The organism is Micromonospora sp. NPDC000316 (assembly GCF_042898885.1).
In the GTDB taxonomy this organism is placed as follows: Bacteria; Actinomycetota; Actinomycetes; order Mycobacteriales; family Micromonosporaceae; genus Micromonospora.
Window position 1 is genome coordinate 406,385 of sequence record NZ_JBIAZG010000004.1, and the last position, 20,936, is coordinate 427,320.

The 20,936-nt window shown below is 71.3% G+C and carries 16 protein-coding genes and 1 tRNA gene; 10 read left to right on the plus strand and 7 right to left on the minus strand.

Annotation, left to right across the window (positions count from 1 at the left end; translation table 11 throughout):
* The first annotated feature begins 440 nt into the window (after positions 1 to 440).
* The 3 genes from ACFY2Q_RS12755 to ACFY2Q_RS12765 are packed head-to-tail and all read left to right on the plus strand — an operon-like array spanning position 441 to position 3,217.
* Positions 441 to 1,007: a hypothetical protein gene (locus ACFY2Q_RS12755; protein WP_387129787.1), complete on the plus strand. Its 567-nt coding sequence runs from the start codon at positions 441 to 443 to the stop codon at positions 1,005 to 1,007.
* A gap of 26 nt (positions 1,008 to 1,033) precedes the next feature.
* Positions 1,034 to 2,011 carry an ArsA-related P-loop ATPase gene (locus tag ACFY2Q_RS12760; RefSeq protein WP_387129716.1) on the plus strand — a complete coding sequence of 326 codons (978 nt, stop codon included), beginning with the start codon at positions 1,034 to 1,036 and terminating at the stop codon, positions 2,009 to 2,011.
* Positions 2,012 to 2,068: 57 nt separating this feature from the next.
* Positions 2,069 to 3,217, plus strand: a complete 1,149-nt coding sequence (locus ACFY2Q_RS12765) for an ArsA family ATPase (protein ID WP_387129717.1) — start codon at positions 2,069 to 2,071, stop codon at positions 3,215 to 3,217.
* A 6-nt stretch (positions 3,218 to 3,223) separates the two neighbouring features.
* On the opposite strand, the gene ACFY2Q_RS12770 is transcribed toward ACFY2Q_RS12765, so the two are convergent.
* Complete coding sequence (locus ACFY2Q_RS12770; protein ID WP_030328078.1) at positions 3,224 to 3,544, minus strand: WhiB family transcriptional regulator; 321 nt, start codon at positions 3,542 to 3,544, stop codon at positions 3,224 to 3,226.
* Between the two features lie 404 nt (positions 3,545 to 3,948).
* Between ACFY2Q_RS12770 and ACFY2Q_RS12775 the strand changes: the two genes are divergently transcribed.
* Positions 3,949 to 6,399: a penicillin-binding protein gene (locus tag ACFY2Q_RS12775; RefSeq protein WP_387129719.1), complete on the plus strand. Its 2,451-nt coding sequence runs from the start codon at positions 3,949 to 3,951 to the stop codon at positions 6,397 to 6,399.
* Positions 6,400 to 6,475: 76 nt separating this feature from the next.
* Here ACFY2Q_RS12775 and ACFY2Q_RS12780 read toward each other — a convergent pair whose 3' ends face one another.
* Positions 6,476 to 6,931, minus strand: coding sequence for a GatB/YqeY domain-containing protein (locus ACFY2Q_RS12780; protein WP_074315185.1), 456 nt, complete (start codon positions 6,929 to 6,931; stop codon positions 6,476 to 6,478).
* Positions 6,932 to 6,956: 25 nt separating this feature from the next.
* Between ACFY2Q_RS12780 and ACFY2Q_RS12785 the strand changes: the two genes are divergently transcribed.
* From ACFY2Q_RS12785 to ACFY2Q_RS12800, 4 genes are all read left to right on the plus strand, one after another.
* Positions 6,957 to 7,850, plus strand: coding sequence for a metallophosphoesterase (locus ACFY2Q_RS12785; RefSeq protein WP_387129722.1), 894 nt, complete (start codon positions 6,957 to 6,959; stop codon positions 7,848 to 7,850).
* 254 nt (positions 7,851 to 8,104) lie between these two features.
* A tRNA-Pro gene (locus ACFY2Q_RS12790) sits at positions 8,105 to 8,181 on the plus strand.
* 480 nt (positions 8,182 to 8,661) lie between these two features.
* Positions 8,662 to 11,247, plus strand: a complete 2,586-nt coding sequence (locus ACFY2Q_RS12795; protein ID WP_387129724.1) for an ATP-binding protein — start codon at positions 8,662 to 8,664, stop codon at positions 11,245 to 11,247.
* 75 nt (positions 11,248 to 11,322) lie between these two features.
* On the plus strand, positions 11,323 to 12,147 hold the full coding sequence (locus ACFY2Q_RS12800) for a class I SAM-dependent methyltransferase (protein WP_334548946.1): 825 nt from the start codon (positions 11,323 to 11,325) through the stop codon (positions 12,145 to 12,147).
* 55 nt (positions 12,148 to 12,202) lie between these two features.
* Here the strand turns inward: ACFY2Q_RS12800 and ACFY2Q_RS12805 are convergent, their stop codons facing one another.
* Positions 12,203 to 12,676, minus strand: a complete 474-nt coding sequence (locus ACFY2Q_RS12805; protein WP_387129725.1) for a hypothetical protein — start codon at positions 12,674 to 12,676, stop codon at positions 12,203 to 12,205.
* Positions 12,677 to 12,779: 103 nt separating this feature from the next.
* On the opposite strand from ACFY2Q_RS12805, the gene ACFY2Q_RS12810 reads away from it, so the two are divergent.
* Complete coding sequence (locus tag ACFY2Q_RS12810) at positions 12,780 to 14,066, plus strand: MFS transporter (protein ID WP_387129726.1); 1,287 nt, start codon at positions 12,780 to 12,782, stop codon at positions 14,064 to 14,066.
* Between the two features lie 186 nt (positions 14,067 to 14,252).
* Here the strand turns inward: ACFY2Q_RS12810 and ACFY2Q_RS12815 are convergent, their stop codons facing one another.
* Both ACFY2Q_RS12815 and ACFY2Q_RS12820 read right to left on the minus strand, forming a co-directional pair.
* Positions 14,253 to 15,959, minus strand: a complete 1,707-nt coding sequence (locus ACFY2Q_RS12815; RefSeq protein ID WP_387129727.1) for a bifunctional metallophosphatase/5'-nucleotidase — start codon at positions 15,957 to 15,959, stop codon at positions 14,253 to 14,255.
* A 161-nt stretch (positions 15,960 to 16,120) separates the two neighbouring features.
* Positions 16,121 to 16,813, minus strand: a complete 693-nt coding sequence (locus ACFY2Q_RS12820) for a histone deacetylase (RefSeq protein ID WP_387129729.1) — start codon at positions 16,811 to 16,813, stop codon at positions 16,121 to 16,123.
* Between the two features lie 172 nt (positions 16,814 to 16,985).
* Between ACFY2Q_RS12820 and ACFY2Q_RS12825 the strand changes: the two genes are divergently transcribed.
* Positions 16,986 to 18,407, plus strand: a complete 1,422-nt coding sequence (locus ACFY2Q_RS12825; RefSeq protein WP_387129731.1) for a diguanylate cyclase — start codon at positions 16,986 to 16,988, stop codon at positions 18,405 to 18,407.
* 177 nt (positions 18,408 to 18,584) lie between these two features.
* Here the strand turns inward: ACFY2Q_RS12825 and ACFY2Q_RS12830 are convergent, their stop codons facing one another.
* Together ACFY2Q_RS12830 and ACFY2Q_RS12835 are read right to left on the minus strand one after the other, a co-directional pair.
* A complete protein-coding gene (locus tag ACFY2Q_RS12830; protein ID WP_387129733.1) occupies positions 18,585 to 19,646 on the minus strand; it encodes an aspartate-semialdehyde dehydrogenase in 1,062 nt (353 codons plus the stop codon).
* A gap of 6 nt (positions 19,647 to 19,652) precedes the next feature.
* Positions 19,653 to 20,918: an aspartate kinase gene (locus ACFY2Q_RS12835; protein ID WP_387129735.1), complete on the minus strand. Its 1,266-nt coding sequence runs from the start codon at positions 20,916 to 20,918 to the stop codon at positions 19,653 to 19,655.
* Between the last annotated feature and the right edge of the window lie 18 nt (positions 20,919 to 20,936).

A 20,936-nucleotide genomic window follows, 5' to 3' on the forward strand; every position in this document is an offset into this window, starting at 1 on the left:
GATACGGGCGACACCAAACGGGTGGTTGACCGCTACCCTTCCCGTCGGACGGTCGCGAGCAGCGCCCGGCCGCCCGCTCGATCACGCTCGGCGCCCGGGGTGGCGGCCGGGCGCCGCACCCTCGGGGGAACGAGATGACCCAACCGCCCAGCGGCGACCAGACCGGCCCGCGCGCCCTCCCGGCGGCCCACCCGGATCCCGCCGGTCAACCCGGCGATCCCACAGTCCCCCCGCAGCCCGACGCACCGGCCGTTCCCGGTCAGCCGGCCATCGCCGCGCAGCCGGGGCCGGCCGCGCAGCCCGGCCCGCTCGTTCCGGCCCAGCCCACCCCGTCCACGCTCCCCACGCAGGCGGTTCCTTCCGCCCAGCCCGGTGACGCCCCGCACTCCGGGGCTCCGGCCGGCGCAGCGCAGTCGGGCGCACCGCAGCCCGGCGGCCCGCTGGGCGACCCGGCGACCGTGGCCCTCGGGGCCGGCGCGACAGCGGCTCCGGCCACCTCCGAGCCGGGGGCGATCCCGCCACCCCAGCCGGGCTACCCGCCGTACCCGGGCACCGCCGAGCCGAAGAAGAAGCGTGGCCTGCTGATCGCGGCCATCGCACTCGTCGTGATCATGGTGCTCTGCGTGGGTGGCGGCGTGGTGGCGTTCCTGACCCTGCGCAACGCCGAGTCCGGTGACGGCGCCAAGGAGCCGGCGGTCGCCGTCGACGAGTTCCTCACCGCTGTCTACAAGGATCGCAGCGCCACCAAGGCGGCAAGCCACGTCTGTGCCGCCTCCCGCGACGACGACAAGATCGCCGCGAAGGTGGCCGAGGTGCAGAAGTACGCGGCCGAATACCAGAACCCGCGCTTCAAGTGGACCACCCCGAAGGTCGACAACCAGACCGGGGACCGGGCGACCGTCTCCACCCGCATCACCATGACCACCGCCGACGAGAAGGTGGCCGACCAGGACCTGCGCTTCACTGTGGTGCAGAAGACGGGTTGGTGGGTCTGCGAGGTCGCGTGACCCGCGACCCTGGATAGGCTCGACGGGTGCGAGCAGCTGAGCGGCCGTCCGACCCGGCCGGTACCGGATGGTCGGCCCGCCTCCACGTCGTGACCGGCAAGGGCGGCACCGGCAAGACAAGCGTGGCGGCGGCACTTGCCATGGCGCTGGCCGCCGGTGGCCGGCGCACCCTGCTGGTGGAGGTCGAGGGGCGGCAGGGCATCGCCCAGCTCTTCGGCATCGACCCGCTGCCGTACGAGGAGCGGCACCTCACCGACGCCCCGGGCGGCGGTGAGGTGCGGGCGCTCGCGGTGGATGCCGAGGAAGCCCTGCTCGAATACCTCGACATGTTCTACAAGCTGGGCGCGGCGGGGCGGGCCCTGCGCAAGCTCGGCGCCATCGACTTCGCCACGACGATCGCTCCGGGTCTGCGGGACGTGCTGCTCACCGGCAAGGTGAAGGAGGCCACCACCCGCACCTCGGGGCAGCGACGCGTGTACGACGCTGTGGTGCTGGACGCACCGCCGACCGGGCGGATCGGCCGCTTCCTCAACGTCACGGCGGAGACGGCCCGGCTGGCAAAGGTCGGCCCGATCAAGACCCAGAGCGAGGGGGTCGCCGCGCTGCTGCGCTCCCCGATCACCGCGGTGCACGTGGTGACGCTGCTGGAGGAGATGCCGGTGCAGGAGACGGTCGACGCCATCGCCGACCTGACCTCCCTCGGCTTCGGGGTCGGCAAGGTGATCGTCAACGCCACCCGCCCGCCGCTGCCCGCCGGCCGGGCGGTCAGCGCGGCGGAGCTGAGGCGTGGGCTGGTCGCCGCCGGGCTGCCTGCCGACCGGGAGACCGTCGCCGGCCTGCACGGCGAGGCACGTGACCAGGCCATCCGGCGGGAGCTGGAGGATTCGCTGCGGGCCGACCTGGTGGAGCTGGGGCTGCCGATGGTCGAGTTGCCGCTGTTGCCCGAGGGGATCGACCAGGCGGGGATCGCCAGCCTGGCGCGGGCCCTCGTGCGGGCCGATTGACTCACACCTGATGTCGGCACGGGCGCATGGACCGACCCGGCCCGATACGCTCGATTGGTGCCTTCCGAAGACGCGGCGCCGCAGCTGGACGTCGACCAGATCCTCGCCGACCCGGGCGTGCGGATCATCGTGTGCTGCGGTGCCGGTGGGGTGGGAAAGACGACCACCGCCGCGGCGCTGGCGCTGCGGGCCGCCGAGAACCACGGGCGGCGGACTGTGGTGCTCACCATCGACCCGGCCCGCCGGCTGGCCCAGTCGCTGGGCCTGACCGAGCTGGACAACACACCCCGCCAGGTCAAGGGGATCGACGTCGAGGCCAGCGGCGGTGAGCTGCACGCCATGATGCTGGACATGAAGCGCACCTTCGACGACGTGGTGCTGCAACACACCGATCCGACAAGGGCCGCGGAGATCTTCGCGAACCCGTTCTACCAGGCCATGAGCTCGACGTTCGCCGGCACGCAGGAATACATGGCGATGGAGAAGCTGGGCCAGCTGCACGCCCGGGGCGAGTGGGACCTCATCGTGGTGGACACTCCGCCGTCCCGCTCGGCGTTGGATTTCCTGGACGCGCCGGCACGCCTCTCTCGCTTTCTCGACGGGCGGATGCTGCGACTGCTGCTGGCACCGGCTCGCACCGGCGGGCGGAGCATGTTCAGCCTGGTCACGGCCTCCTTCGGGATGTTCTCGAAGGTGGTGCAGAAGGTTCTCGGCGCACAACTGCTCACCGACCTGTCCGGCTTCGTGGCCGCACTGGATTCGATGTTCGGGGGCTTCCGGCAGCGAGCCGAGCAGACGTACCGCATCCTCCAGGCACGGGAGACGGCCTTCGTGCTTGTCGCGGCGCCGGAGCCGGACGCGGTCCGGGAGGCCGCGTACTTCGCCGGCCGGCTGCGGGACGAGAAGATGCCACTGGCCGGCCTGGTGCTCAACCGGGTGCACCGACCGGCGGTTCCGGAGTTGGACGCGGAGCAGAGCCGGGCCGCCGCCGAGCGGCTGACCGAGCTGGGTGGGCACGAGGCCACCGCCGACGTGCTGCGGGCACACGCCGCGCTGGCCCGTCAGGCGGTACGCGAGCAGCAGGTCGCCGCGCGGTTCACCGAGGCGTTCCCGGGCGTGCCGGCGGTGTCGGTGACGGCGCAGCCCGCCGACGTGCACGACGTCGACGGGCTACGGACGATCGGCGCGGCGATCAGCCGGCCGTGACCGGCGTCAGTTGGCCGCGCTGACGAGGATCTTGTCCTTGCCGGCCTTGTCCTTGCTGTTCTTCTTCATCGCCGCCTCGAACATCTTGCGCCAGCTCGTCACCTGCGGGTGACGACGCAGCAGCGCTCGGCGTTCGCGTTCGGTCATGCCGCCCCACACACCGAACTCGATCCGGTTGTCCAGCGCGTCGGCCAGGCACTCGTACCGAACTGGGCAGCTCCGGCAGATCCGCTTCGCCACATTCTGTTCGGCGCCCTGTACGAACAACGCGTCCGGGTCCCCGTTCTGACACGCCGCCAGCGACGGCCAGTCAGTGATCATGCCCATGTGTACACGTCCCCCCTAGCAGTACCTACCGACCTCGTTGCACGGCAGCCGGCAATTCCCCCCGATCGTTCGGCTCGCCTTCCCCAAGGCGGCGCGAACGACATGTGGCGCTGTCGCCGCCATCATCATGCTCTGTAGTCGACCGATTACGCAACGTTGTCGACGAAATCCATCATTCCGGACACTCCCGGCTTCCCGGGCTATCGAACGCCGGTTACCCCGCCGAGGTCCGCGAAAACGCTGCGCCGCCACCTCCATCCGGTGGAGACTCACGCCAGGTCACACGCAACCACATGCCGGGGGTCATGCGTTTAGCACAACGAGGGCAGCGCACGCAGGAAATGGGGAAACAACGCCCCAGCGCCCCTCGTTCCCTACTCGCGTACCCTGTCGAGGTGACCTGGATGCGGAAACGTGACCACAATGTGCTGACCAACGCCGCATCGCTGCTCATATGTGGCCTGTTGGCTGGCGTGGTGGTCGCTGCGGCGGCCTTCCCCGCGGTGGCGATGTCCGGCTTGGCGGCCAAGGCCGGTGCCGAAACCTTCGGCAACCTGCCCACGGAGCTGACGGTGGCCCGCGCGCCGCAGATCAGCTACCTGCTGGCCTCGGACGGCAAGACACCGCTCGCGACGATGTACGACGAGAACCGGCGCGACGTGAAGTTCGATGACATCTCGCCGCACATGCGGAACGCGATCATCGCGGCCGAGGACCACGACTTCTACAAGCACAACGGCGTCGACATCAACGGTGTCGCCCGCGCGTTCGTCAACAACCAGAGCGAAGGCGCCGGCCGTCAGGGCGCCTCGACGCTGACCATGCAGTACGTCCGGCTGGCCATCGCCTACTCGGCCACCCACCCGGCCGACGTGGTCGCCGCGACCGAGGACACCAGCGCCCGCAAGCTCCGCGAGATGCGACTGGCCCTGCAGGTCGACAAGGAGTTCTCCAAGGACGAGATCCTGACCCGCTACCTCAACCTCGCCTCGTTCGGCAACGGCGCGTACGGCATCTACGCCGCCAGCCAGGTCTACTTCGGTAAGCCGCCGAGCAAGCTCAAGATCGAGGAAGCGGCGCTGCTGGCCGGCATGGTGAAGGCCCCGACGACGAACGACCCGACCACGAGGAGCGGCTACCCGCTGGCTCTGGACCGGCGTAACTACGTCATCCAGAACATGGTCGACACCAAGGCCATCACCCAGCAGGAGGCCGACGCGGCCAAGGCGGTCAAGCTTGTCGTGAAGGACAAGCGCACCCCGAACGGCTGCGTCGCGACCAACGTCAACGAGTGGGGCTTCTTCTGCGACTACTTCTACCGCTGGTGGATGCAGCAGGAGACGTTCGGCTCGACCTCGTACGACCGTGAGCGGCGGTTGAAGAGCGGCGGCTACACAGTCGTGACCTCGATCGACGTCCAGGCACAGCGGGGCGCGGACAAGGCGGTTCGTAAGGCCAAGAGCGTGAACAGCAAGGAAGCCGCAATGGTCGCGGTCGTCGAGCCCGGCACCGGCCGGGTCCGGGCGCTCGCGGTCAACCGGCAGTTCAAGCTCGACGACCCGAAGGACCCGAAGAACAAGATCTCCAGCGATCCGGCGAAGAGCCGCAAGGGCATCAAGGGCAACTACCCGGCAACCGTCAACCCGCTACTCAGTGGCGGCGACGGCATCACCGGTTATCAGGCCGGCTCGACCTTCAAGATCTTCACCATCCTCGCCGCGTTGGAGAAGGGCATCCCGCTCAGCTACCCGATCAACGCGCCGAAGCAGTTCAAGTCGGAATACATCATCGACAGCAGCAGCCCCGCGGCCTGCAAGGGGACCCACTTCTACTGCCCGACCAACTCCGGCGGGAATGCCGGCGGCGTCCAGAACATGTGGAGCGCCTTCAGCGCGTCGATCAACACCTACTTCGTTCCGCTGCAACAGCAGGTCGGCGCGGAGAACGTGGTCGACGCCGCGAAACGGGCCGGCATCCAGTTCCGGGCCAGCAACGACGCCAAGTTCGCCGCCACCAAGGAGGCGGCGCACCAGTGGGGCGCCTTCACCCTGGGCGTCTCCTCCACCACGCCGCTGGACCTCGCCAACGCGTACGCGACCCTCGCCGCCGACGGCAAGTACTGCGAGCCCATCCCGGTGCAGGAGATCCGCGACCCGGAGGGCAACAAGCTCGACATCGCCAACCCGCGCTGCGAGAAGCGGTTCAGCACCGACGTGGCCCGAGCCGCCGTTGACGCCGCCCGCTGCCCGGTCGGCGACAACTCCAAGACCAGCAAGTGCGGCGGCAGCCGCACCGCTGGCGTGGTGAAGGGCATCGTCAACGCGCCGGTGGCTGGCAAGTCGGGCACCACCGACTCGGAGAAGACCGCCGCCCTTGTCGCGATGACCAAGCAGTACTCGGTGGCCGGCATCATGGCCGACCCGGACTGGCCGCAGACAAACGTCAAGATGAAGCACGCCGAAAAGGACGGCATCAACCCGCCGGTGTACGAGACACTGCGGGACGCCATGAAGGGCAAGCCTCGGATCAACTTCGAACCTCCGGGCCAGAAGATCTCCGAGGGTGACCAGCGCAGCATCCCCGACGTGAAGTGCCAGTCGATCGAGACCGCCAAGTCCCGGCTCAAGGGCGCGGGCTTCGTGCCGATCGTCTCCGACGGGAGGGTGGCCTCGACCTGCCCGGCGGGCACCGCCGCAGGCACCAGCCCGAACAACCGCCAGATCAAGGGCGGCGTCGTCTCCATCGACGTCAGCAGCGGCGGCGGCACCACGCCCGGCACCACGCCGGGGCAGCCCGGCGGCGGGCCGGGTAACCCACCCGGTCGACCCGGCGGCGGCGGTCGCCCCGGCGGCTGAGCCGACACGCAGAGCAGATGAACGGGCGGGCACCCTGGGGGTGCCCGCCCGTTCGCCTGTCCGGACTATCGCTGAGTCAGAGGCCGAGCTGGCGACGTACCTCTGCGGCCACCCGACCACCCTCGGCCTGGCCGGCCACCGCGGCCTGGGCCGCCTTCATCGCCGGGCCCATCTGGGCCTTGCCGGTGAAGCCGCCCGCGGCGAGCGCCCCCGACACCAGCTCGGTCAACTCGGCGTCGGAGAGCTGCTTGGGCAGGTAGCGGTCCAGCACCTCGCCCTCGGCGGTCTCCTTCGCGGCCTGCTCGGCGCGGCCCGCGTCGGCGAAGGCGGTGGCCGCCTCCCGGCGCTTCTTGGCCTCCTTGGTGAGAACCGCGAGCACCTCGTCGTCGGTGAGCTCGCGCTTGGCCTTGCCGGCGACCTCGGCGGTGCCCACGGCGGCCAGGGCCATCCGTAGCGTGGAGGTGGTCAGCTCGTCGCGCGCCTTGAGCGCGGAACGCATGTCGGCGGTGAGGCGGTCCTTCAGCGTGCTCATGGTCGGTCAAACTACCCTGAACGCCATGCGAAAGCGCACACTATTCCGCCTTGCCGCCGGAACCGCCACGGTCGGCGCGGCCACCCTCGCGTACGCGTCGCTCATCGAGCGCAACATGTTCACCCTGCGGCGGTACGACGTGCCGGTGCTGCCAACCGACGCGGAGCCGCTGCGCGTGTTGCACCTGTCGGACCTGCACATGATGCCCGACCAGGCACGCAAGCAGCGCTGGGTGGCGTCGCTGGCCGCCCTCGACCCCGACCTGGTGGTGGTGACCGGCGACAACATGGCGCACCCGGGGGCGGTGCCGGGTGTGCTGCGGGCCCTACAACCGCTGCTGGACTATCCCGGCGCGTTCGTGTTCGGCTCCAACGACTACACCGGCCCGGTGTTGAAGAATCCGTTCAGCTACTTCCTGCCCAACCGGGAGTACACCGAGGGCGTCGAGCTTCCCTACGAGGAGCTGCGCCAGGTGTTCACCGGCGCCGGCTGGGCGGACCTCAACAACGTTCGGACCACCCTCAAGGCCGGCGGTCGGCAGCTCGACCTGGTCGGCGTGGACGACCCCCACATCGACCGGGACGACTACCCGTCGGTGGCCGGCGCGGTCTCGTCCTCCGCCGACCTGTCCATCGCCGTCACGCACTCCCCCGAGCCGCGGGTGCTCGACCAGATGGCCGCCGACCGCTTCGGGCTGCTGCTGGCCGGGCACACCCACGGCGGCCAGGTCTGCGTGCCCGGCTACGGGGCGCTGGTGACCAACTGCGGCCTGCCCCGCTCGATGGCACGCGGGCTGCACCGGTGGCCGGGCTCGGACTCCTGGCTGCACGTCTCCGCGGGCCTCGGCACCCACCCGACCGCCCCGATCCGCTTCGCCTGCCCCCCGGAGGCGAGCATCCTCACCCTCATCCCCCGCTGACGGCATGCGGAGGGCGTCGACCCGCACGCCCACTCCCCGCCTACCCACACGCCCGCGGTGCACGCGTGCCGCCCACTGCCCCCGCCGCCGCCTCAAGATCCGGGCAGCTTCCCTGGTGTTGCTGCCTCAGCACGCCGTGAGGCAGCAACATCCCTGAAGTTGTGCGGATCTTGGCTGCTCCGGGCGAGGTCCGGGTGGCGGGGGTACCGAGTTTGACCATCGGAGCGGGTGGGCTACTATTTGTCGGCACGCCTCGGGGTGTGGCGCAGCTTGGTAGCGCGCTTCGTTCGGGACGAAGAGGTCGTCGGTTCGAATCCGGCCACCCCGACCAGGTCAGAGGGCACATCCGATCCATGGATGTGCCCTCTAGTGCATCCTGGATGACCATCTGAGTGACTACGCCCAGCGGTAACAGGCGCATAGGCGTCTCCACCGAAGCAGCGGCTTGGTGGATACCGACAGGTACGACGAGTTGCTTGGCTGGGACATGACCGCAGAGGCGACGAAGCGCCGCATGGCCCTCGCTGCCGGAGGTGCTCTTTTCGTCATCGGATTGTCCCTATGCGTTGCGGCTGTCTTCGTCGGGCCGTTCTGGATCTTCGCTGGCCAGCTACTCGCACTGGCAGGCGGCCGGATCGCGGGAAGCGTCCTTCTGCCGGGACGCGCCTCGGGCCGTACAGTCCCGCGCCCCGGCGGTCACTGATCGCCGAGGTCGGCTGTTACCGCAGGCCAGCGCCGCCTACTGAACGGCGCGGATGTCACCGTCGCGGCCGATGCCTGTGCGGTGTCCCGCTGACTAGCATCGACCTCGATGGAGTTGCTGGAGCGTGCGGATGCGCTCGCCACGCTGGACGGGCTGCTGGCCTCTGCCGGCGGCGCGATCGCGCTCGTCGCGGGTGAGGCGGGCGCGGGTAAGTCCGCCCTGGTCGGCGCGTTCGCGGCGACAGCGAGGGCGAGGGTGCTCTGGGGCAGTTGTGATCCCCTGCTGACACCTCGGGCGCTCGGCCCGTTGCACGACGTGGCTCGCCAGGTCGGTGGGGTGCTCGCGGACCGACTGGCCGCGCTGCACGCGGGGCCGGAGGCCGACCGTCGGGGTGCCGTGTTCGACGCGCTCCTCGACGAGCTGACGGATTCCCGCCCCGGCCGCCGCACCGTGATGGTGGTGGAGGACGCGCACTGGGCGGACGGGGCCACCCTTGACCTGATCGCGTACCTGGGGAGGCGGCTGATCCGCCATCCGGCTCTGCTGGTGCTGACCCTGCGCGACGACGAGGTCGGGGTGGAGCATCCACTGCACGCCGTCCTGGCGGGCCTACCCCGCCAACTGGTCCGCCGGGTGCCGTTGCCGGCGTTGTCGACCGACGCCGTCGCGGCGTTGGCCCGCGCCGCCGGCCGCGCTCCGGGCGGGTTGTACCAGGCCACCGGCGGCAATCCGCTGCTGGTCACCGAGGTGCTGGCGGCAGCCGGCCCCGGTGTGCCGCCGACCGTACGTGATCTGATGCTGGCCCGGCTGGCCGCGCTGCCGGTGGCCGCCCGGGAGGTCGCCGCTCTGGTTTCGGTGGTGCCGTCCCGGGCCGAGCCGTACCTGCTGGACGGCCACCCGTCGGATGCCGTGCAGGAATGCCTGGACCGGGGCGTGCTGGTGTCCGTGGGCAACGCGGTGGCGTTCCGGCACGAGTTGCTGGGTCGTGCGGTACGCGAGTCGTTGTCCCCGGTCCGGCGGGTGGCGCTGCACTCCGCCGTACTGGCCCGGCTCACACCACGCGCCGACGTGGACGCGGCCCGACTGGTGCACCACGCCCACCACGCCGACGACCCGGCGGCGGTGCTGCGCTGGGTGCCCGTGGCGGCCGAGCGGGCCAGCCGGGCGGGTGCTCACCGGCAGGCGGCGGACCACTACGCCGTGGCGCTTCCGCACGCCGCGGACCTGCCCGCGCCGCGCCGGGCGGAACTGCTGGAGGCGTACGCCACGGCGGCGTACCTGGCCGGGTTCGCCGCGCGGGCGCTGGAGGCCCGCCGGACCGCGCTGGTCCTGCGGGAAGCCGACGGCGATCCGCTGCGGATCGGCGACAACCTGCGCTGGATTTCCCGGCTCTGCTGGTGGACAGGGGACAGCCCGGCGGCCCGGACGGCGGGCACCCGTGCGGTCGAGGTGCTGGAGTCCGCGCCTGCCGGTCGGCAGTTGGCGATGGCCTACAGCAACATGTCGCAGTTGCTCATGCTCGCCGACGACAACCGTCGGGCCATCGACTGGGGTGACCGGGCACAGGCGTTGGCCCGCCGTCTCGGCGACGCCGACACCGAGGCGCACGCCCTGGTCAACGTCGGATCGGCGCGTCTACAGGGCGGTGATGTCGCGGGCCTCGTGGAGCTGGAACGTGGCTATGCCCTCGCCCTCACGCACCACCTTGACGACCACGCGGCACGCGCGCTTGTCAACATGGCCACGATGGCGGTGGAGTGGCACCGGGTCACGCCGGCAGCCGAGGCCCTGGACCGGGCGTTGCGGTTCACCACCAGCCGGGACCTCGACGGGTACGCCCGGCACCTGCTGGGCTACCGGTCCCGGTTGCGGGTGACGATCGGTGACTGGGTCGGTGCGCGTACTGACGCCGAGCGGGCGTTGGCCGGAGCTGCGCAGCCCGGCGGGAGCCTCGTCCCGGCCCTGGTCGCGCTGGGCCGGCTCGGTGCCCGCCGCGACGAGCCGACCCCGCACCTGGACACGGCGGCAGGCTGGGCGGCGCAGAGCCGGGAACTCCAGTTCGTGGTGCCGGTCGCGGTGGCGTTGGCGGAACGGCACTGGCTGGCCGGCGACGCGGCGCCGGCGGTCGCCGAGCTGCGGCGCGCGTACCAGCTCGCGGTGCAGGCGGGCCAACCCTGGTTCGCCGGGGAGCTGGCGTACTGGCTGTGGCGTGTCGGCGAACCGGTCGGGGACACTGACGCGCTGGCGTCGCCGTACCGGCGGCTGATCGAGGGTGACTGGGCCGGTGCGGCCGACGAATGGCAGCAGCTCGGCTGCGCGTACTCCCGGGTGGAGGCGCTGGCCTGCGGCGACGGCCCGGCGGCCGGTGAAGCGTTGCGGATCCTGGACGGTCTTGGTGCGGTGGCCGTGGCCCGACGGGTCCGCGCCGACCTGCGCGGACGCGGAATGGCCCGGGTGCCGAGGGGGCCGCGGCCGGCGACGGCCGCGCACCCGAGCGGTCTGACGGCGCGGCAACGGGAGGTGCTCGCGCTGCTCGTCGACGGGCTCAGCAACGCCGAGATCGCCGCGCGGCTGTCGCTCTCCACCCGCACCGTCGACCACCACGTGTCGGCGGTGCTGGACAAGCTCGCGGTGCCCAGCCGGGGCCAGGCGGCCGCGACGGCCCGCCGTCGAGGGCTGGTGCCGCCAACATAGGTGTTTCTGCCGATTACCGAGGGTGTCGCCCTGCCTAGCGTCGATGGCACAACGAGCCGTCCGAGGGAGACACCGATGACCACCGCACTCGATCTCAACGCCGTGAAGACACGCCAGCAGGTGACCTGGGCCAGCGGCGACTACGGCGCGGTCGCCGCGCTCATCCACCCGATCTCCGAGTGGCTGGTTGCGGCAGCCGACCTGTCGGCCGGCACCCGGGTGCTGGACGTCGCGACCGGCACCGGCAACGCCGCCATCGCCGCCGCCCGCTGCGGCTGCGTCGTCACCGGCGTCGACTACGTACCCGAACTGTTGGAACGGGGCCACGCACGCGCCGCGGCGGAACGACTCCCGGTCACGTTCGTCACCGGGGACGCGGAGCGGCTGGCGTACGCCGATGGCTCCTTCGACGCGGTGCTGTCCGTCGTCGGCGTGATGTTCGCGCCGGACCAGGAGCGGGCGGCGGCGGAGCTGGTCCGGGTCTGCCGACCCGGCGGCACGCTGGCGTTGGCGTCGTGGACGCCGCAGGGCTTCATCGGCGACCTGTTCCGCACGGTGGGGCGGCACGTGCCGCCACCGGCAGGGCTGCGCCCGCCGGTCCAGTGGGGCGACGAGGGCCGGCTCCGCGAGTTGCTCGGCGACGCGGTGGGTGAACTGCGGGCGGTACGCCGGGAGTTCGTCTTCCGCTTTGGCACACCGGAGGAGTTCGCCCACTTCTTCCGGGCCAACTACGGGCCGACGTTGAAGGCGTTCGAGGCGCTGCCCGAGGAACGACGACCGGAGTTGCACGCCGACCTGGTGCAGCTGGCCCGGACGAACAACCGGGCCACCGACGGCACGGTGCGGATCCCGGCGGAGTATCTGGAGGTGGTGGCCGAGCGGACGCCCTCGCCAGCCTGAGAGCGGCGGCGGCCCGGGCCACCTGAGGGTGTACGAAGAGCATGGGCGGCGCCGGTCAGTCGTGCCGTTCGGTGCGCTCGATCTCGGCGAAGGCGGCAGCCAGATAGCCGTCGAGCGGCCGGCCCGCAGCCGACACCAGATCGGCGATGAGCAGCGGAGAGTGTCGGGCAACCGCCGCCGGGCTGGGCGGCTGGTCGTCGTCGCCCGGGTCGTACACGCCGAGCGCCCCGGCGAGGAGCACCAGCACCACATGAGGGTCGACGTCGGAACACCATTCGGCGGCCGAGCGAACGCAGCGTTCCAGCACCTGGCGGACGTCGTCGCCGTCCAGCCCGTCCGGGTGGGTCTCCTCCAGCAGCAACCGGACCGCGACGCCGAGCACCAAGCCGGACCGGTCGGCGCCGGTGAGCCGCGCAACCGCCGCCTCGTACGCCGTGGGGTCGCGCTGCTGCACGGCTGCGACGGCCTCCCCGGCCGCGTTGGCGATCTCACGGGCCGATGCGGGCAGATGCCGCCAGGTCACGCTCACCGGGCCAGCATGGCAGAGCACACCGACACCCACCGCACGCCCCGACGGCGAAGGCCGCATAAACGATTCGCACTTTGTCGTACCGTGCACGCAGAATGCGGGCGTGCTGCGCCGAACCCTGCCCCGCCGTCCGGAAGCTCGCCGACTCCTCATCGGCACCCTGCTGTCGGCGATCGGGCGCGGTCTCACCCTGCCGTTCCTGTTCATCTACCTCACCGACGTGCGTGGGCTCACCGACACCCGTGCCGGGCTGGTGATCGGCTGGTACGGCGTGGTGACCCTGGCTCTGTCCCCGCTGGGCGGGACGCTCATCGACCGGTTCGGCGCCCGTCGGGTGGTGGTGCCCTGCCTGCTCATCGAGGCGGTCGGCACCGGCTCGCTGGCACTTGTCAACTCGACCGGCTCGGCGCTGCTGGTGATGACGGTCGTGGCCACCGGCAGCTCGGCGATCTGGTCCGGGTTCAACACCATCCTCGCCTCGCTGACCGACGACGATGAGCGGCAACGCGTCTTCGGGTTGAACTTCGCCCTGCTCAACCTCGGCATCGGTGTCGGCGGGATGACCTCCGGAGCGATCGTCGACACCGCGCGACTCATCACCTTCCAGGCGCTGTACCTGCTGGACGCGGTCAGCTACCTGATGCCGGCCCTCATCCTGTTGAGCCTGTCGGGCGTGGGCCACCGGCTCGTCAACCGGGCGGCCGGCGGCGCGGCGGCGCCGTCCGGCGGCTACCTGACCGTGCTCCGCGACCGCCCGTTCCGCCGGCTGGTGATCTTCGGCCTGGTCCTGACCACCTGCGGGTACGCGCAGGTCGAGGTGGGCTTCACCGCGTTCGCTGTGCGGGTCGCCGAGGTGAGCCCTCGGGTGGTGGCGTGGGCGCTCGCCGCAAACACCGTGATGATCGTGCTCGCCCAGCTCCTGGTTATCCGGCGGATCGAGGGGCGCAGCCGTACCGGCGCTCTCGCCCTGGTGGGTGCGGTGTTCGCGACCGCCTGGCTGGTCCTCGGCGTCGGCGGCGTCGTCAGCACCGGCAACGCCCTGCTGGCAGCCCTGTGCGTGGTGGCCTGTTCGGCGATCTTCGGCTTCGGCGAGACGATGCTGTCGCCGGTGATGCCTGCGTTGACGAATGCGCTGGCATCCGACGAGCTGCGCGGGCGGTACAACGCCATGAGTTCGATGATCTTCGGCATCAGCGGTGTGATCGGCCCGGTGACCGCCGGCCCGCTCATGGGAGCGGCAAACGGCGTGGTCTGGGTTGCGGTGGTGGTCGGCGGCTGCCTGGTCGCCTCGGTCATCGCGCTCTCCCTGGGCCGGTTGCTCACCGCCGGTCAGGACGGCCGCGCAACGACGACCCCGACCACCTCCGACCCGGCCCTGGCCTCCGCCTGACGCCGCGCAACCCAGCCGCGCTTTGCAGCGACGCCGCCCGGCACCGCCCGCACTGCGCCGCCCGCGCCCGCCCCGACACTCGCAAGGCCCGCGCAACGACCAAGGCCCGCGCAACGACCAAGGCCCGCGCAACGACCAAGGCCCCGGAGCGGATGCTCCGGGGCCCGGTCGTTGCGGGGTCGGCCGTCAGGCGGCGGGGACCTCGGCGGTGGTGCGGATGCGGTCGAGCGTCGGCGCGGACACCGGCGACTCCGCGGTCAGGTAATCCACGAACGCGTCCAGGTCGATCTGGCCGGTGACCAGGTTCGTGCCGCCGGTGAGGGCGCTGAACCCGTCGCCGCCGCCGGCCAGGAAGTTGTTCACCGTCACCCGATAGGTGGCGGCGGTGTCGACGGCGGTGCCGCCGAGGGTGAGACTGCCCCGGACCACTCGGGTGCCGGCGCACGGGTCGGCGACGGTGCCGGTGGTGCCGGCCGGGTCGACCACGTAGCCGACGGTCGACGACGGGTACAGCGTCCGGCCGGTGACGAACTGCTGCTCCAGTACGCAGTAGAGCTGCGCGCCGGTCAGGTCCAGTGTCACCAGGTTGTTGGCGAACGGCTGCACAGTGAACGCCTCCTCGTAGGTGACCGGGCCGGCGTCGAGGTCGGCCCGTACACCGCCGGGGTTCATGAACGCGGCGACGGCATTTTGTTCGTCGTCGGTGGCGGCGAGTTGCGCGTCGGCGATCAGGTTGCCCAGCGGCGATTCGCCCATGGCCGTACCGAAGAGGGTTTCCTGGCTCCGGGTGATGGCCTGGGTGGTCTCGCCGACCTGGCGGCCGGCGACCGGGCCGAGCACCGTCTTGTAGCGGTTGATCAGCGCGGTCTGCTTCGGGTCCTTGGCGACGTCCCGGCTGACCACCACGTTCTCGGCGGCGGCGGAGACGATGTCACCGGAGTGACGGTCGATCTTCAGGTCGATGTTGGTGACCAGGCGACCGAACGAGCTGGCGCTGGTGACGAGCTTGCCGTTGATGTCGCAGTTGTACGCCTGGTGGGTGTGGCCGCTGACCACCACGTCGATCGACGGGTCCATCCGGTTGGCGATGTCCACGATGGGCCCGGTCATGCCGACGCAGTCGTTGATGCCGCCGGTGGCGGCCTGGGTGCCGCCCTCGTGCAGCAGCACGACGATGGCCTCCACGCCCTTGCGCCGCAGCTCGCGGGCATACCGGTTGGCGGTGTCGGCCTCGTCGGTGAAGGTGAGGCCGGCGACGCCCTGCTGGCTCACGATCTCCGGGGTGCCCTCAAGGGTCATCCCGATGAAGCCGACCTTGACGCCCTGCACCTTGTGGATCGCGTACGGCGCCATCAGCGGCTTGCCGGTGGCGGTCTTGAAGGCGTTGGCGGACAGGTATGTGAAGCCGGCACCCCGGAATGGGGTGCCGTCGCCGCAGCCGTCCACCGGGTGGCAGCCGCCGTTCTGGATCCGCAGCAGCTCGGCGGCGCCCTCGTCGAACTCGTGGTTGCCGACGCTCGCGTAGTCCAGGCCGGCCATGCTCAGCGCCTCGATGGTCGGCTCGTCGTGGAACGCGGCGGAGAGCAGCGGGGACGCGCCGATCAGGTCACCGGCAGCGACCGTGATGGTGTTCTTCTTCTTGGCGGCGGCTCGCAGCTCGGCCAGGTGGGTCGCGAGGTATTCGACGCCGCCCGCGGTCTGCCCGGCGATGGTGCCGCTGGACCCGCTCGGCGGTTCGAGGTTGCCGTGGAAGTCGTTGAGGGCAAGCAGGGTGACGTCGACCGGCTTCGGTCGCGCATCGGCCTGCTCGGGGGTGGTGGCGACCGCGCCGAGCGCTGCCACCGCGAGCGCGGTCAGGCCGACGGCGGCCCGACGCATCCCGGGTATGGACATGAGACTCCTCGTGAGAATCGGCGTGTGCGGTGCCCGGACTGTGGGTCGACCGGGCCGCCGACCGACGCCGTCGGAAGTGTCGATCGTGGATGGCGGCGGTTGGGGGTCGCCGCCCCGGACAGCCTCTCATCCGAACGCCTACCGGTCGAGCCGAGCCGCAGTCAGTCGGCGGCGAGCGCGTTGGTTACCAGGGCCGCGACAGCGTCGGGCAGCCAGCCGTCCGCGACACCGGGGCGCTGTGCGAGATAGCTGGCGATCCGCTCGGCCGGCCAGCCGTGCGACTCGCGCAGTCCTCGGGCGATCATGCCGAGGTAGAGCGGCGCGGGTGGCCGGCAGCGTACGGCCGACGCCGGCTCGGGCGCGGTGAAGGTGAGCATCGGGATTCCGGCGCGGTGTCCCGGGCAGACCAACGTCTCGTAGCGTCCGGGGCCGAGCGTGGCGCGTCCGCCGGCCACAGCGGTGTCGATCGCCTCGACGGTTGTCGCGAGCAGGTCGGCGCCGTCCCCCGCTGGGCGGTACATCTCCTGGGCGGCGATGTCGGTGAACTGCTCGATGGTGACCAGGTACGCCCGCGCCGCGGCCAGCCCGGGCAGCTGCGGGTCGTAGAACGCCATCCCGCCGGTCCAGGCACCGGACTCGCCGGCGAAGTAGATCCCGCCGGGCAGGGACACCGGCACCGACCGGCGGGGCGGGCGAGGGTTCCGGCAGCCCGGGTACGTCCGCCGGCCGCCGGGCGGGCAGCCGCCACCGATGTACCAGGCCAGCCGCGCGGCGTGCATGTTCGAGCCGTACGCGACGTACCAGACGAGTTGTTTCTCGGCGTCGACCACGACGGCCCGCAGCTCACCGGGCATGGGTTCGCCTCCTCGGCACCGGGGGTTCCCACGCTAACCCCACAGGCTGCGTCCACAGCCTGTGGATGGCACATGTGTACGAAGAAGATCGGCACCCGGCCGACCGTGAGTACGCTTGATCGCGCGGCTCGGCACCCGGCCGATCCCCTCCCCTACCTGGAACGACGTGCGAGTGGATCATCAGCGAGTCATCCGTGACGTCACCGCCCGCCTGACGATGGCGTCGAGCGTGCCGGAGGCCTGTCGGTGGACGGTGGACGCCATGTCCCAGCACACCCCGGCGACCATCTCCGTACTGCTCGATGTTCATGACCGGCTGCGCTGCGTGGCGGCGACCGGCGCCTGGCAGGTCTTCGCCACGGTGCCGGCCCGCACCGGGATCGTCGGCCGGGTATTCGCCACAGGCACCGCCGCCGTGGTCCCGGACGTCACAGTCGACCCCGACTACCTTCCGGTACGCCCCGACGTGACCGCGGAGCTGTGCGTGCCGGTGCTGGACCCGGCCGGCCGGGCGATAGGCGTCCTCGACGTGCAGTGGAGCGGGCCGGTCGACCTGGAGCCGTGGCGGGACACCGTGCAGCGGGTGGCCGCTCGGCTCGGCACCCGGATCGCCGCTCTCGGCGGCCCTCCGGCGGAGAGTCGCAGCGAGAAGCTTCTACGGCACGCCGCCGCGCTCTCGTCCGCCGCGACCGAGGGCGACGTGATGGGCGCGGCGACCCGCGCGGCGCGGGAGGTCTCCACCCTCTCCACTGCGGTATTGCTGATCGGCGGGCCGGACGGCGCCCGGCTCGGGCCGTCGCCGTTGACCCCGGGGGACCTGGAGATCCGCATCCGTGCGGAGTTGGCCGGGGCGGGGCCGGGGGCGCTCGGTCGGATGGTGGACCGGGCGCACCGGTACGGGGCCGGCTACACGCTGGGCGAGGTGGGGCACCCGCCGACGGAGGACTACCGGCCGCTGACCCGGGCCGGGGTGCGCTCGCTGATCGCCGTTCCGGTCGGGCCGTCCGACGCGGGCGGGGCGCTGCTGGTCGCCGACGAGCGGGCGCTGCACCCGGACTCGACAACTGTCAGCCTGATGGAACTGCTCGCCGGGCAGGTGTGGATCAGCCTGGACCGGCTGCGCACACTGACTCGGCTTCGGGAGCAGGCCAGCTCGGACCCGCTGACGGGGTTGGGGCACACCGGCCCGTTCGGGCAGCGGATAGCGGCGGCCAAACCGGGGCGTACGGCACTGCTGGCGATCGACGTGGACGGCTTCAAGACGGTAAACGACACGTACGGCCACCAGGCCGGTGACCAGGTGCTCGTCGGGCTGGCCCGGGCGCTTGAGGGAGCGTTGCGACACGGGGACGAGCTGTACCGGATCGGCGGTGACGAGTTCGTCGCGGTGATCGAGGTGAACCGCCCGGAGGAGGCGGTCCGGATCGCCGAGCGGCTGGCCGAGGCGGCCCGTCGCACCGGTCGCACGATAAGCGTGGGCGTCGCGCTACCCCGCCCCGGCGAAACCCCCGACCGCACCCTCCGCAGAGCCGACCAGGCCCTCTACGCGGTAAAACGCCAAGGCCGAGACGGAGTCCACCTAGCAGCAGCCTAACCCCGCACCCCCGCGCCCCCGCGCGCTCTCCCCGCCCCCGCCCCCAACCCCCGCGATCTTGCACTTTCGGTCGCACCTTTGCCACGTTTGCCCCTTTTTCCCGGGCAGAAACTGCAAGATCGCGGGGGCGAGCGAGGGCGCGGCGCGGCGCGGCGCGCGGAGCGGGGCGCGTGGGGGTTACTGGTTTTTTAGGTCTTTGGCTATTAGTTCGGCGATTTGGGCCGTGTTGAGGGCTGCGCCCTTGCGGAGGTTGTCGCCGGTGACGAAGAAGTCGAGGGCGCGCGGGTCGTCGAGGGCGCGGCGGATCCGGCCGACCCAGGAGGGGTCGGTGCCGACCGCGTCGATCGGCATCGGGAACTCCCCGGAGGCGGGGTCGTCGACCAGGATCACGCCTGGGGCGTTGCGCAGCGCCTCGCGGGCGCCTTCGGCGTCCACCTCGGTGGCGAAGACCGCGTGGACGGCCACCGAGTGGGCGGTCACCACTGGCACCCGGACGCATGTGGCGCTGACCTTGAGGTCGGGCAGGCCGAGGATCTTCCGCGACTCGTTGCGGATCTTCATTTCCTCCGACGACCAGCCGTCGTCGGCGGGTGAGCCGGCCCAGGGCACCACGTTGAGCGCCAGCGGGGCCGGGAACGGGCCGAGGTCGTCGCCGACGGCCTGGCGGACGTCGCCGGTGCGCGAGCCGAGCGCGCGATCCCCGGCGACCTTGGCGAGTTGGTCGTGCAGGATGTCCACGCCGGCCTTGCCGGACCCGGAGGCCGCCTGGTAGGAGGCGAGCACCAGTTCCCGGAGGCCGTACTCGCGGTGCAGCGGCGCGACCGCCACGATCATCGCGAGGGTGGTGCAGTTGGCGTTCGCGATGATGCCCCGAGGCCGGTCGCGGACCTGCTCGGGGTTGATCTCCGGAACCACGAGCGGGACGTCCCGGTCCATCCGGAAGGCGGCCGAGTTGTCCACGGCGATCGCGCCGCGGGCGACGGCGATGGGTGCCCACTCTGCGGAGACCTCGTCGGGCACGTCGAACATCGCCACGTCGACCCCGTCGAAGGCCTCCGGCGTCAGTGCCTGGACGACCATCTCCTCGCCCCGGCAGCGCACCCGCTTCCCCACCGATCGTTCGGAGGCGATGAGCCGGATCTCACCCCAGACGTTGCGACGCCCGGTGAGCAGCTCACACATCACGGTGCCGACGGCACCTGTCGCTCCGACCACGGCGAGGGTGGGCAGCGCCGTCATCGGGCGCTACCTACCCGTCCCCGCGTAGACCACGGCTTCGCTGTCGCCGCCCAGTTCGAACGCGTCGTGGATGGCGCGCACGGCGGCGTCGAGGTCGGTGTCCCGGCAGACGACGGAGACCCGGATCTCGGAGGTGGAGATCATCTCGATGTTGACTCCGGCCGCGCCGAGCGCGGCGAAGAAGCCGGCGGCCACACCGGGGTGCGAGCGCATACCGGCGCCGATCAGCGAGACCTTGCCGACGTGGTCGTCGTAGAGCAGGCCCTTGAACTTGACCGACTCCTGGATCTTGCTGAGCGCGGCCATCGCGGTCGGGCCGTCGGCCTTGGGCAGGGTGAACGAGATGTCCGTCCGGCCGGTGCCCTCGGTGGAGACGTTCTGCACGATCATGTCGAGGTTGATCTCGGCGCCGGCGACGGTGTCGAAGATCCGCGCGGCGGCGCCCGGCTCGTCGGGCACGCCGACGATCGTGATCTTGGCCTCGCTGCGGTCGTGCGCGACCCCGGTGATCAGTGCCTGCTCCACGGGAAGGTCCTCCATTGATCCGGTGACCATCGTGCCGGTGTTGGTCGAGTATGACGAACGGACGTGGATCGGCAACCCCGCCCGGCGGGCGTACTCCACGCTACGAAGGTGCAGCACCTTGGCGCCGCACGCGGCCAGCTCCAGCATCTCCTCGTAGGTGATCTGCTGGATGTGCCGCGCGTTGGGCACGATCCGCGGATCGGCGGTGAAGATGCCGTCGACGTCGGTGTAGATCTCGCACACGTCGGCGTGCAGGGCGGCGGCGAGCGCCACGGCAGTGGTGTCGGAACCTCCTCGACCCAGCGTGGTGACGTCCTTGGTGTCCTGCGAGACACCCTGGAAGCCGGCCACGATCACCACCGACCCCTCGTCGAGCGCGCCCTTGAGGCGCCCCGGGGTGACGTCGATGATCCGGGCGCGGCCGTGCACCGAGGTGGTGATCACGCCGGCCTGCGAGCCGGTGAACGAGCGGGCTTCGTACCCCAGGTTGTGGATCGCCATGGCCAGCAGGGCCATCGAGATCCGCTCCCCGGCGGTGAGCAGCATGTCCAGCTCGCGGCCCGGCGGCAACGGGCTGACCTGGTTGGCCAGGTCGAGCAACTCGTCTGTGGTGTCCCCCATCGCGGAGACCACCACCACGACGTCGTCGCCGGCCTTGCGGGCGGCGACGATGCGCTCGGCCACCCGCTTGATCCGCTCCGCGTTCGCGACGGAGGACCCGCCGTACTTCTGCACCACGAGTGCCACGACGGTGCACTCCCTCCC